The organism is Rhizobium sp. TBD182, assembly GCF_001950375.1.
Classification (GTDB): Bacteria; Pseudomonadota; Alphaproteobacteria; order Rhizobiales; family Rhizobiaceae; genus Agrobacterium; species Agrobacterium tumefaciens.
Genome location: NZ_BDLN01000001.1, coordinates 120,748 through 136,513 on the forward strand (window position 1 = coordinate 120,748; position 15,766 = coordinate 136,513).

A 15,766-nucleotide genomic window follows, 5' to 3' on the forward strand; every position below is an offset into this window, starting at 1 on the left:
CTCGGCGCGATCCTCGGCGTTGCCGCCTCGCGTGACACGGTTGGAGATGGCGCAATGCTGCTTGCGGTCTATTCGCTTGGCCTTGCGGTGCCATTCTGGATTGCTGCAGCCTTTTCCGGTTCCTTCATGCGTTTCCTCGTCCGTTTCCGCCGCCATCTCGGTCTTGTGGAAAAGCTGATGGGTGTGTTGCTGGTGCTCACCGGCCTCGCTTTCATGACCGGTTTCATCACCAATGTGGCGATCTGGTTCCAGGAGACCTTTCCGATCCTGATGAAAATCGGCTAAGCCTCCCCGCGTATTTCATATGCGGGGGAAAGACTGTGGCCGATATCGTCGGATTGCTTTTGCCGTTTTTCGGCCTGATCTTCATCGGCTACGGCGCGGCGCGCATAACGAAACAGCCGGTCGAGGCGATGGGCTGGCTGAACACCTTCATCATCTATGCGGCGCTTCCGGCGCTGTTTTTCAAGCTCGTGTCGAAAACGCCGGTGGAAGAACTGACGCGCATGGATTTCGTTGCCGCCAGTCTTGCCTGCACCTACGGCATTTTCTTGGCTGTGTTCCTGATCGGCCGGTTCGTGAGAAAGAACAATCTCGCCGAAACGACGATCCAGAGTTTCGCGGCAAGCTACGGCAATATTGGCTATATGGGTCCGGGGCTTGCGCTTCTGGCGCTCGGTGAAAAAGCGGCAGTTCCCGTCGCGCTGATTGTCTGTCTCGAAAACGCCGCCCATTTCATCGTCGCACCGGCGATGATGGCGGTTGCGGGCGGTGACAAGCGCTCTGTAGCAATGCTTGCGCTGGATGTGGCGCGCAAGGTCATTACTCACCCGTTCATCGTGTCGGTAATCGCCGGTTTTCTGGCCGCTTCGCTGTCATGGCAGCCGCCGGAGGCGGTGCAGCGGCTGGTGGATTATCTGGCGCAATCGGCAGCACCATGCGCTCTGTTTGCCATGGGTGTCACGCTGGCGCTGCGGCCAATGAAGCGGGTGCCGGTCGAAATCAGCTATATCGTACCGGCAAAGCTTATCCTGCATCCGCTCGCCGCTTATCTCGTGCTCTCGTCGCTCGGGCGGTTCGAACCGGTATGGATCTATTCCGCCGTGCTGCTTGCGGGCTTGCCGACCGCGACAAATGTCTTCGTCATCGGTCAGCAATATCACGTCTGGCAGGAGAGGGCGTCGGCGACGATCCTGATCTCGACGGTGCTTTCGGTCTTCACGCTGACGGGCGTGGTTTATTTCATCCAGCCTTTTTAAAGCTGCCGAACAGCAGCGAGGGCAGGGCCTTCAGCCCGCGCCCCGGCTCGATGCCTTCGCGCATGACCATGCTTCTGAGCGTGCCGATGCCGGATAGCACATGCAGACCAGCCGCACGCGCCATCTGCACCGGCAGTAGATCGGAAAGCAGCGACCGGTTGAGGAGATCGACGCTGAGGGTGCGGGTGTAGACATCCGCCCGCCGCTTGCGGTCGAAGCTGCTGCCGGCATCCGCCGCAATCGGGCGGTCGGAGACGGCGCCGAGCAGTTCGGTGAGGGCGATGATGTCGCGCAGGCTGAGGTTCAGACCCTGTGCGCCGATGGGCGGGAAACCATGTGCAGCCTCGCCGATCAGGGCGACGCGGCCCTTGCCGAAGCGATGCGCGGTCATGGAAGACAGCGGCCATGCCTGCACGCTGTTCTCCACGGTAACGGCGCCGAGCATGGATTGCATGCGCTCCTCCACCCTGAGGCTGAGCGCGTCAAGCGGCAGTGCCGTCAGCTCTTCCGCTTGCGCTGGAGTGACAACCCAGACGAGGCTGGAGCGGTCGCCGGGCAGGGGAACCTGCGTGAAAGGTCCCGTGGGCGTATGGAATTCTGTCGAGACATTTCCGTGCGGCCGGCTATGGCTGAAGTTCAAAACGATGGCCGTCTGCGGATAGGACCAGGATTTGACGCCGATCGCGGCTGCATCCCGCACCATCGACTTCCTGCCATCCGCGCCGATCAGAAAATCTGCGGAGAGCGCTTCACCATCGCCAAGTGTTACCGATACACGGTCGTTGCCGATATCAATCGTATCGGCGGTGGTTTCGAAGCGGGTAATATTGTGTTCCTGTTCGACCGCTTCGCTAAGCACGCCAAGCAGCGCCTCATTGGGAATATTCCAGCCGAATGCATCCAGCCCGATTTCAGAGGAGCGGAACTGCACGGTGGGCGCGCGCAGCAGGCGGTCGGTGCCGTCAATGATCTGCATGGTGGAAAGACGGGCTGCGGCAGGGGCTATGCGCGACCAGAGGCCAAGGCGGTCCATGAAGCGGATCGACTGGTCCATCAGCGCCGTGGTGCGCCGGTCCTTCTTTTCGCTGGGGGGCGCAACAAGCGCCACGTGGCGGCCCGCCCGCGCAAGAGCTATGGCCGCAATCTGGCCCGCAAGTCCCGCACCTGTAATGGCGATATCGAAGTGTCTCATGGTCCTGATCCGTTGTTATTTCCAAGGCATCATAAAGGCTTTGCGCGGGTAAATCCACTTTGACCCCGGAACATCCCGGCGTAAACATTCGTTGGTTGTACCGCTATATTAGTCCTAGGATAAGCCAGATCAGCCGGTTGCAAAGCGTGGTGAATGGCCGCATACCGGAATGAACAGGGCGGATGAAAAGCGGGGCGCAGACGCTGACCATGAAAATTTTCAACTACAAGCGTGTTCCCTACGCGGAAATCCGCGCCTTTTCCGTTCATATTTTGACGGCATCCGGGTCGTTTCTAGCTTTTCTTGGCGTCGTCGCCGCTTCCGAACACCGCTTTGTCGACATGTTCTGGTGGCTGGGGCTTGCGCTGCTGGTGGATGGCATTGACGGGCCCATCGCCCGCAAGGTTCGGGTGAAGGAAGTTCTGCCCAACTGGTCCGGCGATACGCTCGACAATATCATCGACTATGTCACCTATGTGCTCTTGCCCGCCTTTGCGCTTTACCAGAGCGGCATGATCGGCGAACCGCTGTCCTTCGTTGCGGCTGGCATGATCGTGGTGTCGAGCGCCATCTATTACGCCGACATGGGCATGAAGACGGACGAATATTTCTTCTCCGGCTTTCCGGTGGTGTGGAACATGGTGGTGTTCACGCTGTTCGTCATGGATGCCAGCGCCACAACAGCCATGACTGTTGTTACCGTTTCGGTGTTCCTGACATTCCTGCCGATCAATTTCCTGCATCCGGTGCGCGTGAAGCGATTGCGGCCGCTTAATCTGGCAATCGTGTTCGTCTGGTGTGCGCTTGGCGGTTATGCGTTGCTGATGCATTTCGAAACGCCGACCTGGGCGGTGATCGGCTTTGTAGCGAGCGGGCTTTATCTCTATTGCATCGGCGGAATATTGCAGTTTTTCCCCGCGCTCGGCGCGAAATAAGAAAAGCGTAAAGCCGTTTATTGCTTGTGCAAATTGCATTTAAGCAACGTCTTTTTCAGTTGTGCGCAGCAGCAAAACAGTTATCAATAAATCATGATCGCGCAACATTGCATACGTGTTGTAGCCTGATTGGGAACAATGACCACGGTTGCTGAAATGCTTCGAAGAAAGCATGGGTAGCCGGTGTAGAGAGGGAATTCGTGACTGGAACTATGGCGCCGGAGGCCGTGCCTCTCCTGTCCGTTCGCAAGCTGACCAAGCTGTTCGGCAATTTCGCCGCATGCAACGGCATTGACCTCGATATAGCGCCGGGCGAAATCCACGCGCTTCTGGGTGAAAACGGCGCGGGCAAGTCCACGCTCGTCAAGATGCTGTTCGGCGTGCTCTCGCCGAGCGAGGGTGATATCGTCTGGCAGGGTCAGCCGGTTTCCATAGGTTCGCCAAGCGAGGCCCGCAGGCTCGGCATCGGCATGGTGTTCCAGCATTTCTCCCTGTTTGAGGCGTTGACGGTTGCTGAAAACATCGCCCTGTCGCTGGACCCGAAAATTTCATTGAAGGAAATCGCCAAGGAAGCGGAACAGCTTTCGCGCGCCTATGGCCTGCCGCTCGATCCCAATGCGCATGTGGCCGATCTTTCGGTTGGCGAGCGCCAGCGTATCGAGATCGTGCGCGCCCTGTTGCAGAACCCGCGCCTTATCATTCTCGACGAGCCGACTTCGGTTTTGACGCCGCAGGAGGCGGACAAGCTGTTCGAGACGCTGGCGAAGCTGAAGGCCGAAGGCCGTTCGGTGCTTTATATCAGCCACCGGCTGGAAGAGGTGCAGCGTATCTGCGACCGCGCAACCGTTCTGCGCCATGGCAAGGTTACGGGCGCCTGCGATCCGCGCAAGGAAACACCGGCATCTCTGGCGCGCATGATGGTGGGCAGCGATGTCGCAAGCGTTTCGCGACCGACGGGCGATGCCCTCGGTCAACCGCAGATCGAAGTCATGGGGCTTTCCGTTGCGCCACGCACGCCCTTTGCCGTGGCGTTGAAAGCGGTTTCCATGACTGTGCGCGCCGGCGAAGTGCTGGCGATTGCCGGGGTTGCCGGAAACGGGCAGGGCGAGTTGTTCGATGCACTCTCCGGCGAATATCCCGTCTATAATAATGATGCGATCCATCTCCGCGGCAAGCCGGTCGGTCGCATCGGCATCAATGGCCGACGGCTGATGGGCGCCGGTTTCGTACCCGAGGAGCGCCACGGCCATGCCGCCGTTCCCGGCATGAGCCTTTCCGACAATCTTCTGCTGGCGCGGGCGCGCTCCGACCGCAAGGCCTTTCTGACGGGCGGTTTTCTGCGCATCGTCAGGGGCTCAGCTATCAAGGCGGCGGCGCGGCGCATATCGGAAACCATGGATGTGCGCAAAAGCGGGGCAGATCCGCTGGCGGGATCGCTGTCGGGTGGCAATCTGCAAAAATTCATCGTGGGGCGCGAACTCGATCGTCAACCGGCCGTACTTGTTGTCAACCAGCCGACATGGGGTGTGGATGCGGGGGCGGCGAGCCGTATCCGGCAGGCGCTGGTCGATCTCGCAAAAGCCGGCTCGGCCGTCATCGTCATCAGCCAGGACCTCGATGAAATCTTCGAGGTCGCCACCAATATCGCGGTCATTTCCGATGGGCAGCTTTCGCAGGCCTATCCGGTGGAAGACATGACGCTTGAAAAGATCGGCCTGCTGATGGGCGGCGTCCACACACAGTCAGGAGCCGCCCAGCATGCGCATTGAGCTTGAAAAACGGGCAGGGATCTCGAAGCTATTTACCCTTCTCTCGCCGCTTCTGGCACTGGTGCTGACGCTGCTCGTCGGCGCCATCATGTTCGCCATACTCGGTAAAAATCCGCTCGATGCGCTTTACGCCTTTTTCATCGAGCCACTGCTGGAGGTCTGGTCGCTGCATGAGCTGGCGATCAAGGCCGCACCGCTGATCCTGATCGCGGTTGGCCTCTCTATCTGTTATCGCTCCAACAACTGGAACATCGGCGCGGAAGGACAATTCACCATTGGCGCGATCACCGGTTCCATCCTGCCGGTGCTTTATCCGGACTGGCATTCGCCACTCATCCTGCCGTTGATGCTGGTTATGGGCGCCATCGGTGGCGCACTCTATGCTGGTATTCCGGCGCTGTTGAAGACGAAGTTCAACACCAACGAAATCCTCGTCAGCCTGATGCTGGTCTATGTCGCGCAGCTTTTTCTCGACTGGCTGACGCGCGGCATCTGGCGCGATCCGGGCGGCTATAACTTCCCGCAGACGAAACCCTTCAACGAGAGCGCAGTGCTGCCGGAAATGCTGGCATCGGGCCGGGCGCATTGGGGTTTCGTGTTTGCCATCGTGGCGGCCATCGCGCTGTGGTTCATGATGCGTTACATGCTGAAAGGCTTCGAGGTCACGGTTCTTGGCCAATCGGCGCGGGCGGGGCGTTTTGCCGGTTTCTCATCGAGCCGCATGGTCTGGTTTTCGATGCTGCTTTCCGGCGCGCTTGCCGGGCTTGCGGGCATTTCGGAAGCCTCCGGCTCCATCGGCCATCTTCAACCCAGCATTTCTCCGGGTTACGGCTTCACCGCCATCATCGTCGCCTTTCTCGGCCGCCTCAATCCGCTCGGTATCATCCTCTCCGGGCTGGTGCTTGCACTGACCTATCTGGGTGGTGAGGCGGCGCAGCTTTCCATCGGTGTGTCTGACAAGGTGACGCGTGTGTTTCAGGGGCTGATGCTGTTCTTCGTACTCTCCTGCGATACGTTGATCTTCTACCGCATCAGGGTCGTCTTCACCGGCAAGGCGCATAACAGCCAAGGAGCGGCATGATGGATATGCTTCAGGCCATCCTTCTCACGGTCATCACTGCCGCCACACCGCTCGTCCTTGCCGCCTCGGGCGAGCTGGTGGCGGAACGCTCCGGCGTCCTCAATCTCGGCGTCGAGGGCATGATGATCATGGGTGCGGTCTGCGCTTTCGCTGCCGCGCATATGACCGGTTCGCCCTATCTCGGCATTCTGGCCGGTATCGCGTCGGGCGCGGTTTTCTCGCTGCTCTTCGGTTTCCTGACGCTGACGCTCGTTACTAACCAGGTGGCGACCGGCCTTGCGCTGACCATTCTCGGTCTTGGCGTTTCCGGCATGCTGGGCGAAAGCTTCGTTGGCCTGCCGGGCGTCAAGCTGCAGCCCATCGTCTTTCCGGTGCTGTCGGAGATACCCTTCATCGGCCCCTTGCTGTTCCGGCAAGACCTGATCTTCTACATGTCCATCGCGCTCGTTGCCGGCATAAGCTGGTTTCTGTTCAAGAGCCGCACGGGTCTCAAGATCCGCGCCATCGGCGACAATCACGGTTCTGCCCATGCGCTTGGCATCAACGTCATCCGCACACGCTATCTGGCTGTCATGTTCGGCGGTGCGTGCGCGGGGCTTGCCGGCGCGCAGCTTTCGCTGGTCTATACGCCGCAATGGGTGGAAAACATGTCGGCCGGGCGTGGCTGGATCGCATTGGCGCTCGTCGTCTTCGCGTCCTGGCGTCCATGGCGGGTGCTCGCGGGCGGTTATCTGTTCGGCGCTGTCACCATCGGGCAGTTGCACGCCCAGGCATTCGGCATTGGCGTGCCGTCGCAACTGCTTTCGGCGCTGCCCTATATCGCAACTATTGTCGTGCTGGTCATCATCTCGCATAATCGCCGCACGACCTTGATCAACACGCCGGCATCACTGGGCAAATCCTTCGTGCCGGACCGGTGAGAAAAACTTCCAGTCTCCAAACCAAACAGGGGTAAAAATGAAAAAACTGGTCATCGCACTTGCTGCTTCCATAGCGGCTCTTGGAGGCGTCGTTTCTTCGGCTGAGGCCGCCGACGCAAAGAAGGTCTGCTTCATCTATGTCGGCAGCCGCACCGATGGCGGCTGGACGCAGGCGCACGAAATCGGTCGCGAAGAGCTGCAGAAGCATTTCGGCGACAAGATCGAAACGCCGTTCCTCGAAAGCGTTCCGGAAGGCCCGGATGCCGAACGCGCCATCGAGCGCATGGCACGTTCCGGCTGTGAGCTGGTCTTCACCACTTCCTTCGGCTTTATGGATGCGACCGTTAAGGTTGCCCAGAAGTTCCCCAAGGTGAAGTTCGAGCACGCCACCGGCTTCAAGACCGCCGAAAACGTCGCGACCTACAATTCGCGTTTCTATGAAGGCCGCTACATTCAGGGCCAGATCGCCGCAAAGATGTCGAAGAAGGGTGTTGCCGGCTACATCGCTTCCTTCCCGATCCCGGAAGTGGTGATGGGCATCGACGCTTTCGTTCTTGGCGCGCAGTCCGTCAATCCTGAGTTCAAGGTCAAGGTTGTCTGGGCCAACACCTGGTTTGACCCCGGCAAGGAAGCCGATGCCGCCAAGGCGCTTATCGACCAGGGCGTCGATATCCTGACGCAGCACACCGATACGACGGCTCCGATGCAGGTTGCAGCCGAGCGCGGCATCAAGGCCTTCGGTCAGGCTTCCGATATGATCAAGGCCGGTCCGGAGACACAGCTGACCGCGATCAAGGACACCTGGGGCGCTTATTACATCAAGCGCACGCAGGCCCTGCTTGACGGCACGTGGAAGTCCGAATCCATCTGGGACGGCCTGAAGGACGGCATCCTGACGATGGCGCCTTACACCAACATGCCTGATGACGTGAAGAAGATGGCTGAGGAAACCGAAGCCAAGATCAAGTCGGGCGAGTTGCACCCCTTTACCGGTCCGGTGAAGAAGCAGGACGGTTCGGAATGGCTGAAGGCGGGTGAGAAGGCTGAAGACGGCGTTCTGCTCGGCCTCAACTTCTACGTTGCCGGCGTGGACGACAAGTTGCCGCAATAATATGACACGCAGGTACTAGCTGCTAACGGGACCGCGCATGCAATTCATGCGCGGTCTTTGTTATTTTGATGTGTTTTATTGTTCGAACGAAGTTTGGCTTTGCTTTTCACGCGCGTTGATGTTTTTCACTGTATTCTGCGTTGAAAATCGGGCTGCTTTCCTGGATTACACAAGTCAGGCGCGATTTTTACATCTTCAACCGAACGGAAGGACATGGAATTTGCAGCGCGGAATGCTCGATGCGGCGATCGGTTTTCGAAAGTTGCGGACAAATCATGCTCAGGTCGTTCACAAGCTCGGTCTCGATATCGTGTCCGGAGTTTTCAAGACGGGTGACATCCTGCCGGGCGATGCCGAGCTGATGGAGCGGCTGAAAGTCTCTCGAACGGTGCTTCGCGAGGCGATGAAGACGCTCACCGCCAAGGGCATGATCTCCCCCAAGGCGCGCATCGGTACCCGTGTGACGGAGCGCGAAAGCTGGAACATGTTCGACAGCGAGGTGCTGCTCTGGCACTTCGAGGCTGGTGTCAGCGAGGAATTCCTGCTGCATCTCTACGATATCCGCCAGGCGTTCGAACCCTATGGCGCGGGTCTTGCTGCCGCCAGGGCAAAAGACGCCGATATCGCAAGGCTTGTCGCTTACGCCAACGAGATGGGCAACACGGCTTATTCCAAGGAAAAGCGCGCGCTTGCGGATATGAATTTCCACGTTCTCATCACCGAAATGTCCGGCAACCCGTTCATGCGCACCGTCGGTTCGCTGATAAAGGCGGCGCTGGCGGGCATTTTCCGGATGAGCAACCCGGAAGCCGATCCCAACGAGATTTCCGACGTGTCTGCCTCTCACCTGCGACTCGTCGAAGCGTTTCGCCTGCGCGATGAGGGGGCAGCCCGGCGCGAGATGGAAAGGCTGATTGAAAACGGCCGTCAGCAGATACTCGAATTCACGGCCCGTAACTCCCGCCCATAGATCATGCCAGCCTGCCGCTGATCACGTTTGATGAAAATCGGCGTGGAAATTTGGTGGAGATTTGCATGGTTTCTTAAGTGGGGCGCCGTTATAGCAGTGCCGGAAAGAAATCACCCATACGCCCGTCCGCAGTGCCGGCCGGCGTAAAGTCAAACATTGCCCCTGTCCGGGCCGCCTGTGGCCGGTGACGGGGTGTTGGAGGTCTTATGGAGCGCAGCTCTCTAGCCGTTATTCTCGCAGCGGGCGACAGCACGCGCATGAAGTCTTCGAAGTCCAAGGTGCTTCATCCGGTCGCTGGACGTCCGATGATCGGGCATGTGGTGGAGGCTGTTGCTGGAGCGGGCGTCGGCGCGGTGGCGCTGGTGGTCGGGCGCGATGCCGACAATGTCGCTGCTGCGGCAAGTCTCAAGGGCCTGCAGGTCGAGGCTTTCCTGCAAAAGGAACGCAAGGGCACCGGTCATGCGGTTCTTGCCGCACGCGAGGCGATCGAACGCGGTTTTGACGATGTCATCGTCGCTTATGGCGATGTGCCGCTCATCACCTCAGCCACGCTCGACAGGGCGCGCGAGGCGATTGCCGACGGTGCCGATGTCGCCGTTATCGGCTTCCATACCGACCGTCCCACGGGTTACGGGCGGCTTCTGGTCGAGAATGGCGAGCTGGTCGCGATCCGCGAGGAAAAGGATGCCACCGACGAGGAACGCAAGGTCACCTGGTGCAACAGCGGATTGATGGCCATCAACGGCCGCAATGCGCTGGATCTGCTGGATCGGATTGGCAACAGCAATGTGAAGGGCGAATATTATCTGACTGACATCGTCGAGATCGCCCGTTCTCTCGGCCGCCGCGCCATCGCCATCGATGCGCCGGAAAAGGAATTGACCGGCTGCAACAACCGCGCCGAACTCGCCTTCATTGAGAGGCTCTGGCAGGAGCGCCGCCGTCACGAATTGATGGTCGACGGCGTTTCGATGATCGCGCCTGAGACAGTATTCCTTTCCTTCGATACGAAGATCGGTCAGGATGTCCTAATCGAGCCCAACGTCGTTTTCGGTCCCGGCGTGACGATCGAGCCGGGTGCGATCATTCATGCATTTTCGCATCTGGAAGGGGCCTATCTGGCCGAGGGTGCGGTTGTCGGTCCCTTTGCGCGGTTGCGTCCGGGTGCAAACCTGCATGCCAATGCCAAGGTCGGCAATTTCTGTGAGGTCAAGAAGGCCGAGATCGGCGAGGGCGCAAAGGTCAACCATTTGACCTATATCGGCGATGCTTTCGTGGGTGCAGGCAGCAATATCGGCGCGGGTGCCATCACCTGCAATTATGACGGTTACAACAAGTCCGAAACGCGGATCGGAGCCAACAGCTTCATCGGCTCGAATTCGTCGCTGGTTGCTCCCGTCTCCATTGGAGAGCGGGCCTATATCGCCTCCGGCAGCGTGATTACCGATGACGTGCCTGCCGATGCGCTGGCTTTCGGGCGCGCGCGCCAGGAGGTGAAACCGGGCAGGGCGGTCGCGTTGCGCGAGCGGGCGAAAGCGCTGAAGGAAGCGAAGAAAAAATCCTCTTAGATGACGTTACCGAGCGATACTGAAAGTGACCGGCGGGATAATTGCCGATTTCAGAGAAACGGTTAAAGCATTTCCAGTAAAGGTGCGCAGCGGTTTTACGTCCGGAAATGCATCAGAACAAAAAGGTGGTGTATTTTCGCATTTCAGGGAAAGGCGGAAATACTCTGGAAGTTTCGGTGAAGAGATCGCCGTCTGGAGAAATATATGTGCGGAATTGTCGGAATTGTCGGAACGCAGCCCGTTGCTGAACGGCTTGTCGATGCGCTGAAGCGCCTCGAATATCGCGGTTACGATTCGGCGGGTGTCGCCACCATCGACAATGGCGCGATGGACCGTCGCCGGGCGGAAGGCAAGCTGTTCAATCTGGAAAAGCTGGTCTCTGAAAAGCCGCTGCCAGGTGTCGTCGGCATCGCGCATACGCGCTGGGCGACGCACGGCGTGCCGAACGAAACCAACGCCCACCCGCATTTCGTCGAAGGCGTTGCCGTCGTTCATAACGGCATCATCGAAAACTTCTCCGAATTGCGCGAGGAACTGAGCGCCGAGGGTGCAACCTTCACCACCCAGACCGACACCGAAGTGGTGGCGCAGCTTCTGGCAAAATACACCCGCGAAGGGCTTGGCCATCGCGAGGCGATGCTGAAGATGCTGAACCACGTGACCGGTGCCTATGCGTTGGTGGTGATGTTTCAGGACGATCCCAATACGCTGCTTTCGGCGCGCTCCGGCCCGCCGCTTGCCGTCGGTTACGGCAGGGGCGAGATGTTTCTGGGGTCCGACGCGATCGCGCTTTCGCCTTTCACCAATGAGATCACCTATCTGGTAGATGGCGACTGCGCCATCGTGACCCGTGACGGTGCGGAAATCATCGATTTCTCCGGCAAGCCGGTGAAACGCGAGCGCCAGATTTCGCAGGCGACGGCTTTCGTGGTCGACAAGGGCAACCACCGCCATTTCATGGAAAAGGAAATCTACGAGCAGCCGGAAGTCATTTCCCATGCGCTAAGCCACTATGTGGATTTCGCCTCCAAAACCGTGAAGGATGCCGATAAGGCAATCGATTTCGCCAGGCTTTCCGGCCTTGCCATTTCCGCCTGCGGCACGGCCTATCTTTCCGGCCTCATCGGCAAATACTGGTTCGAACGTTACGCGCGCCTGCCGGTGGAAATCGATGTCGCATCGGAATTCCGTTACCGCGAGATCCCGCTCGTTCCCACGCAGGCCGCGCTGTTCATTTCGCAATCGGGCGAAACCGCCGATACGCTGGCGGCCTTGCGTTACTGCCAGCAAGAGGGACTGAAGATCGGCGCAGTGGTCAATACACGTGAATCGACCATGGCGCGCGAATCGGATGCGATCTTTCCGATCCTCGCCGGCCCGGAAATCGGCGTGGCCTCCACCAAGGCCTTCACCTGCCAGCTTGCCGTGCTCGCTTCGCTCGCGGTTGCCGCGGGCAAGGCGCGCGGTACGCTTAAGCCGGGCGAGGAAAAGGAGCTGGTGCAGCAGCTTATCGAGATGCCGCGCATCATGAGCAAGGTGCTGAACCTCATCCAGCCGCAGATCGAGGCGCTGTCGCGCGATCTGTCGCGCTTCAAGGATGTACTTTATCTCGGCCGCGGCACCAGCTTCCCGCTGGCGCTGGAAGGCGCACTGAAGCTCAAGGAAATTTCCTATATCCACGCCGAAGGATATGCAGCCGGCGAGCTGAAGCATGGGCCAATCGCACTGATCGACGAGAACATGCCTGTCATCGTCATTGCGCCGCATGACCGCTTCTTTGAAAAGACCGTTTCGAACATGCAGGAAGTGGCCGCGCGCGGCGGCCGCATCATCTTCATCACCGACGAGAAGGGCGCCGCTGCGTCCAAGCTCGACACCATGGCGACGATCACGCTGCCCAATGTCGACGAGCTGATCGCGCCGATGGTCTTCTCGCTGCCGATCCAGCTGCTGGCCTATCACACCGCCGTCTTCATGGGCACGGATGTGGACCAGCCACGCAATCTGGCGAAATCGGTGACGGTGGAATGATCATCCGGCCGGAGCGGCAAGGTGATGAAGAGGCGATTGCTCGCGTAACGGAAGACGCCTTCCGTAACGTCGACTACAGCGACAAGACGGAACATGTGATCATTGAACGGCTTCGCAAGGCCGGTGCGCTGACTGTTTCTCTGGTTGCCGAGGACAGCCAAGGCATCATCGGCCATATCGGTTTTTCACCGGTAACACTGTCGGGCGGCGAGACCGGCTGGTTCTGTCTTGCGCCCTTATCGATGGCGCCGGACCGGCAAAGGCAGGGTGTCGGCTCAGGGCTGGTTCGGGAAGGGCTTGCCGCGCTGGACCGTCTGAGTGCTTCTGGCGCAGTTGTCGCTGGCGATCCGGACTATTACGGCCGCTTCGGTTTTCGCCATGTTGAGGGCCTGAGCGGCAAGGGGATTCCTGACGAATATTTCACAGTTCTTCGCTTGCATGGCGGAACTCCATCCGGCATTGTCGGTTTTCATCCGGGTTTCGATAGCGACAACGCTTAATTCCGAACGGTAAATGACCGATATTCCAGTCAAAATTTCATTCGCAGCCCGTCTGCGCAACAGCTTCCTCACGGGCGTCCTCATCCTTGCGCCTGTCACCATCACCATGTGGCTGGTATGGAGCTTCCTGCAATGGGCGGATAGCTGGGTTAAGCCCTATATTCCCGCCCGTTACGATCCCGAGCAATATTTCGATGTGGCGATCCCCGGCTTCGGCCTGCTGATCGCCGTCATCGGCATCACACTCATCGGCTTTCTCGGCAACAACCTCATTGGCAAATGGATTGTCGGCGTCGGCGAATCCGTTCTCAACCGCATGCCTTTGGTGCGGCCGATCTACAAGAGCATCAAGCAGCTGTTCGAATCCGTCCTGAAAGAGCATTCGAACTCTTTCAAGAAGGTCGGCCTGATCGAGTTTCCGTCACCCGGCACCTGGGCGATGGTATTCGTATCCTCGGAGGTCAAGGGAGAGCTTGCCCATCGCTTCAACGAGATGGGCCAGGAGATGGTTGCCGTCTTCCTGCCACCGACTCCGGTGCCGACGGCGGGTTTCCTGCTGTTCGTGCCGAAGGACAAGATCGTGATGCTGGACATGACACCGGAAGACGCGGCGAAACTGCTAATATCAGGTGGCCTTGTGGCTCCGGATTTCACGCCGCCGAAAATGATTGCGCCGGTTTGAGCGTTACAGGAGGCCGCTGATATCTGTTTGCGAAAAGTCGTTGCCGACATAAAGCAAAGGGCAGCCTTCAGTTTTTGCCAGCTCATAGGCAAAGCAGTCTCCGAAATTCAGCCCGGCGGGGTGGATACCCTTTCCCCAGATGCGATAGGCTTCCGAAATGCCACGGGTTGATTTAGCAGTAACGGGCTTGATTTCGACGCTCAGCCCTTCGATCAGCATCTCGAGTTCCCGGCTGCGGCCACGTCTTTGCGCTACGATCACAGCTTCGGCAAGCGTACCGGCGGATATCAGCAATGGTTCATCCGTATCGAGAGCCATGGCACATGCATCTGCTGTGGGTTCATCAAGCAGGATTGCAAGCAGAGCAGATGTATCGATGACCATCATTTTGGAAGGCCGTGCTCGTCATAAAGGAAATCCTGACTATGCGCGGCATCCGGACCATCGTCGCTCTTGGTCGCGACGGCCGCGCGCACTTTATCAAGCACGGCCCTGCGGGATTTTTTATCCGCCACAACAACCACTGGAACCAGCCGCACTGCTGCATGACCATGCCGGGTGAGAATGATTTCGTCCCCGGCCTCGGCGCGTCGTACCAATTCTGTCAGTTGGCCTTTTGCATCAGTTACGGATATCTGCATGGCTAACCTTAAGCGTTAAATCTCGCTTTAGATTAGTCTATTGAATGGACCAAATCAATCCTCGTCATCGAGATCATCCACCTCTGTTCCCGTCGTGGTCGCATGGAACACGGGGACGAAAAGCCGCATGTAGACCAGCCGCACGCTCCAGCCCTGTTCCAGTGCCTCGGTCCATGCCTTCTTGCGGCCGGGCTTTTTGAAGGCCTTGCCGATCGCTTTCTTCTGGCTTTTGGCGAAGGTGTCGGGTTGCAGGATGTTTTGCGGCGAGCAGAGCGCGTAGCCCTTTCTGAAGGCGGGCGGTGGGCGGCGTGGGTCGATCATGTTCATGGCGGTTCACTTTCAGCCGGCGTGCAGGAAGCGGATAGCTTCGTCGCGGCGGTGCAGATAGAGCAGGGTGCGCAGGCTTTCGCCGCGCGGGCCGGTCAGTTCGGGGTCGCGCTCGATGACATAGGCGGCGTCCTTGCGGGCGATTTCCAGGAGATCGGCATGGGCTTCGAGGCTGGCGATGCGGAAGCCCGGGGTTCCGGACTGGCGGGTGCCGAGGAGTTCGCCTTCGCCGCGCAGCTTCAAATCCTCTTCGGCAATCAGGAAGCCGTCCTCGCTGTCGCGCAGGATGGAAAGTCGGGCGCGGCCGTTTTCGCTGAGCGGCCCCTTATAGAGCAGGATGCAGGTGGAGGCCTCGTCACCGCGTCCAACCCGGCCACGCAGCTGGTGAAGCTGGGCCAGGCCGAAACGTTCGGCATGTTCGATGACCATGATCGTGGCGTCCGGAACGTCGACACCCACTTCCACCACTGTCGTTGCAACCAGCAGCCGGGTTTCGCCGTTCTTGAAAGCCAGCATGGCGGCGTCCTTCTCAGGGCCGCTCATGCGCCCATGGATGAGACCGATATTGGCACCGAGCATCTGCGAGAGAACCGCATGTCGTTCTTCCGCCGACATCAGGTCGGACTCTTCCGTCTCCTCCACCAGCGGGCAGATCCAGTAGGCCTTCTTGCCCTCCTTCAGCGCGGCGCGCAGCCGCTCGACGATGTCGCCGATGCGCTCTGTGGGGATTGTCACGGTCTGGATCGGTTTTCGGCCGGCCGGTTTTTCGGTGAGTTTCGA

Annotated in this window: 17 protein-coding genes; 12 read left to right on the forward strand and 5 right to left on the reverse strand. The window is 59.1% G+C overall.

Annotation, left to right across the window (positions count from 1 at the left end):
• On the forward strand, positions 1-285 hold a 285-nt coding region (locus T18_RS27375; protein WP_323455159.1), incomplete at its 5' end, for a cytochrome c biogenesis protein CcdA.
• Positions 286-320: 35 nt separating this feature from the next.
• The gene (locus T18_RS00690; protein ID WP_038491335.1) at positions 321-1,259 is read left to right on the forward strand and encodes an AEC family transporter; all 939 of its coding nucleotides are present in this window, start codon (positions 321-323) and stop codon (positions 1,257-1,259) included.
• Here T18_RS00690 and T18_RS00695 read toward each other — a convergent pair.
• Positions 1,243-2,451: a UbiH/UbiF family hydroxylase gene (locus T18_RS00695; RefSeq protein WP_038491332.1), complete on the reverse strand. Its 1,209-nt coding sequence runs from the start codon at positions 2,449-2,451 to the stop codon at positions 1,243-1,245. The genes T18_RS00690 and T18_RS00695 overlap by 17 nt on opposite strands.
• 209 nt (positions 2,452-2,660) lie before the next feature.
• On the opposite strand from T18_RS00695, the gene pcsA reads away from it, so the two are divergent.
• From pcsA to T18_RS00745, 10 genes are all read left to right on the forward strand, one after another.
• Positions 2,661-3,386, forward strand: coding sequence for a phosphatidylcholine synthase (pcsA, locus tag T18_RS00700; protein ID WP_025593712.1), 726 nt, complete (start codon positions 2,661-2,663; stop codon positions 3,384-3,386).
• A 212-nt stretch (positions 3,387-3,598) separates the two neighbouring features.
• The gene (locus tag T18_RS00705; protein ID WP_003515765.1) at positions 3,599-5,155 is read left to right on the forward strand and encodes an ABC transporter ATP-binding protein; all 1,557 of its coding nucleotides are present in this window, start codon (positions 3,599-3,601) and stop codon (positions 5,153-5,155) included.
• Positions 5,145-6,236 carry an ABC transporter permease gene (locus T18_RS00710; protein ID WP_013636336.1) on the forward strand — a complete coding sequence of 364 codons (1,092 nt, stop codon included), beginning with the start codon at positions 5,145-5,147 and terminating at the stop codon, positions 6,234-6,236. Before T18_RS00705 ends, T18_RS00710 begins: the two co-directional genes overlap by 11 nt.
• A complete protein-coding gene (locus tag T18_RS00715) occupies positions 6,236-7,156 on the forward strand; it encodes an ABC transporter permease (protein WP_019566110.1) in 921 nt (306 codons plus the stop codon). Before T18_RS00710 ends, T18_RS00715 begins: the two co-directional genes overlap by 1 nt.
• 37 nt (positions 7,157-7,193) lie before the next feature.
• Complete coding sequence (locus tag T18_RS00720; protein ID WP_003515759.1) at positions 7,194-8,267, forward strand: BMP family ABC transporter substrate-binding protein; 1,074 nt, start codon at positions 7,194-7,196, stop codon at positions 8,265-8,267.
• Positions 8,268-8,499: 232 nt separating this feature from the next.
• Positions 8,500-9,237 carry a FadR/GntR family transcriptional regulator gene (locus T18_RS00725; RefSeq protein ID WP_003515757.1) on the forward strand — a complete coding sequence of 246 codons (738 nt, stop codon included), beginning with the start codon at positions 8,500-8,502 and terminating at the stop codon, positions 9,235-9,237.
• A 206-nt stretch (positions 9,238-9,443) separates the two neighbouring features.
• Positions 9,444-10,805, forward strand: coding sequence for a bifunctional UDP-N-acetylglucosamine diphosphorylase/glucosamine-1-phosphate N-acetyltransferase GlmU (glmU, locus tag T18_RS00730; RefSeq protein WP_003515755.1), 1,362 nt, complete (start codon positions 9,444-9,446; stop codon positions 10,803-10,805).
• A 204-nt stretch (positions 10,806-11,009) separates the two neighbouring features.
• Complete coding sequence (gene glmS / locus T18_RS00735) at positions 11,010-12,836, forward strand: glutamine--fructose-6-phosphate transaminase (isomerizing) (protein ID WP_003515753.1); 1,827 nt, start codon at positions 11,010-11,012, stop codon at positions 12,834-12,836.
• A complete protein-coding gene (locus tag T18_RS00740) occupies positions 12,833-13,336 on the forward strand; it encodes a GNAT family N-acetyltransferase (RefSeq protein WP_038491328.1) in 504 nt (167 codons plus the stop codon). Before glmS ends, T18_RS00740 begins: the two co-directional genes overlap by 4 nt.
• 13 nt (positions 13,337-13,349) lie before the next feature.
• Positions 13,350-14,018 (forward strand): DUF502 domain-containing protein, encoded by a 669-nt coding sequence (locus T18_RS00745; protein ID WP_003515749.1) that lies wholly within the window; start codon positions 13,350-13,352, stop codon positions 14,016-14,018.
• Between the two features lie 3 nt (positions 14,019-14,021).
• Here T18_RS00745 and T18_RS00750 read toward each other — a convergent pair whose 3' ends face one another.
• From T18_RS00750 to T18_RS27380, 4 genes are all read right to left on the reverse strand, one after another.
• Positions 14,022-14,405, reverse strand: coding sequence for a type II toxin-antitoxin system VapC family toxin (locus tag T18_RS00750; protein ID WP_038491325.1), 384 nt, complete (start codon positions 14,403-14,405; stop codon positions 14,022-14,024).
• Positions 14,402-14,659 (reverse strand): type II toxin-antitoxin system Phd/YefM family antitoxin, encoded by a 258-nt coding sequence (locus T18_RS00755; protein ID WP_003515745.1) that lies wholly within the window; start codon positions 14,657-14,659, stop codon positions 14,402-14,404. Before T18_RS00755 ends, T18_RS00750 begins: the two co-directional genes overlap by 4 nt.
• A 54-nt stretch (positions 14,660-14,713) precedes the next feature.
• Positions 14,714-14,986, reverse strand: a complete 273-nt coding sequence (locus T18_RS00760; protein WP_003515743.1) for a hypothetical protein — start codon at positions 14,984-14,986, stop codon at positions 14,714-14,716.
• A 12-nt stretch (positions 14,987-14,998) separates the two neighbouring features.
• On the reverse strand, positions 14,999-15,766 hold a 768-nt coding region (locus tag T18_RS27380; protein WP_323455160.1), incomplete at its 5' end, for a helicase-related protein.

Bases quoted from the DNA above. Each gene is read 5' to 3' on its own strand.
- glmS (WP_003515753.1), top strand. From the start codon at position 11,010: ATGTGCGGAATTGTCGGAATTGTCGGAACGCAGCCCGTTGCTGAACGG.
- T18_RS00695 (WP_038491332.1), bottom strand. From the start codon at position 2,451: ATGAGACACTTCGATATCGCCATTACAGGTGCGGGACTTGCGGGCCAG.
- T18_RS00755 (WP_003515745.1), bottom strand. From the start codon at position 14,659: ATGCAGATATCCGTAACTGATGCAAAAGGCCAACTGACAGAATTGGTA.
- T18_RS00720 (WP_003515759.1), top strand. From the start codon at position 7,194: ATGAAAAAACTGGTCATCGCACTTGCTGCTTCCATAGCGGCTCTTGGA.
- T18_RS00715 (WP_019566110.1), top strand. From the start codon at position 6,236: ATGGATATGCTTCAGGCCATCCTTCTCACGGTCATCACTGCCGCCACA.
- T18_RS00725 (WP_003515757.1), top strand. From the start codon at position 8,500: ATGCTCGATGCGGCGATCGGTTTTCGAAAGTTGCGGACAAATCATGCT.
- T18_RS00740 (WP_038491328.1), top strand. From the start codon at position 12,833: ATGATCATCCGGCCGGAGCGGCAAGGTGATGAAGAGGCGATTGCTCGC.
- T18_RS00760 (WP_003515743.1), bottom strand. From the start codon at position 14,986: ATGAACATGATCGACCCACGCCGCCCACCGCCCGCCTTCAGAAAGGGC.
- T18_RS00745 (WP_003515749.1), top strand. From the start codon at position 13,350: ATGACCGATATTCCAGTCAAAATTTCATTCGCAGCCCGTCTGCGCAAC.
- pcsA (WP_025593712.1), top strand. From the start codon at position 2,661: ATGAAAATTTTCAACTACAAGCGTGTTCCCTACGCGGAAATCCGCGCC.
- T18_RS00705 (WP_003515765.1), top strand. From the start codon at position 3,599: ATGGCGCCGGAGGCCGTGCCTCTCCTGTCCGTTCGCAAGCTGACCAAG.
- glmU (WP_003515755.1), top strand. From the start codon at position 9,444: ATGGAGCGCAGCTCTCTAGCCGTTATTCTCGCAGCGGGCGACAGCACG.
- T18_RS00710 (WP_013636336.1), top strand. From the start codon at position 5,145: ATGCGCATTGAGCTTGAAAAACGGGCAGGGATCTCGAAGCTATTTACC.
- T18_RS00750 (WP_038491325.1), bottom strand. From the start codon at position 14,405: ATGATGGTCATCGATACATCTGCTCTGCTTGCAATCCTGCTTGATGAA.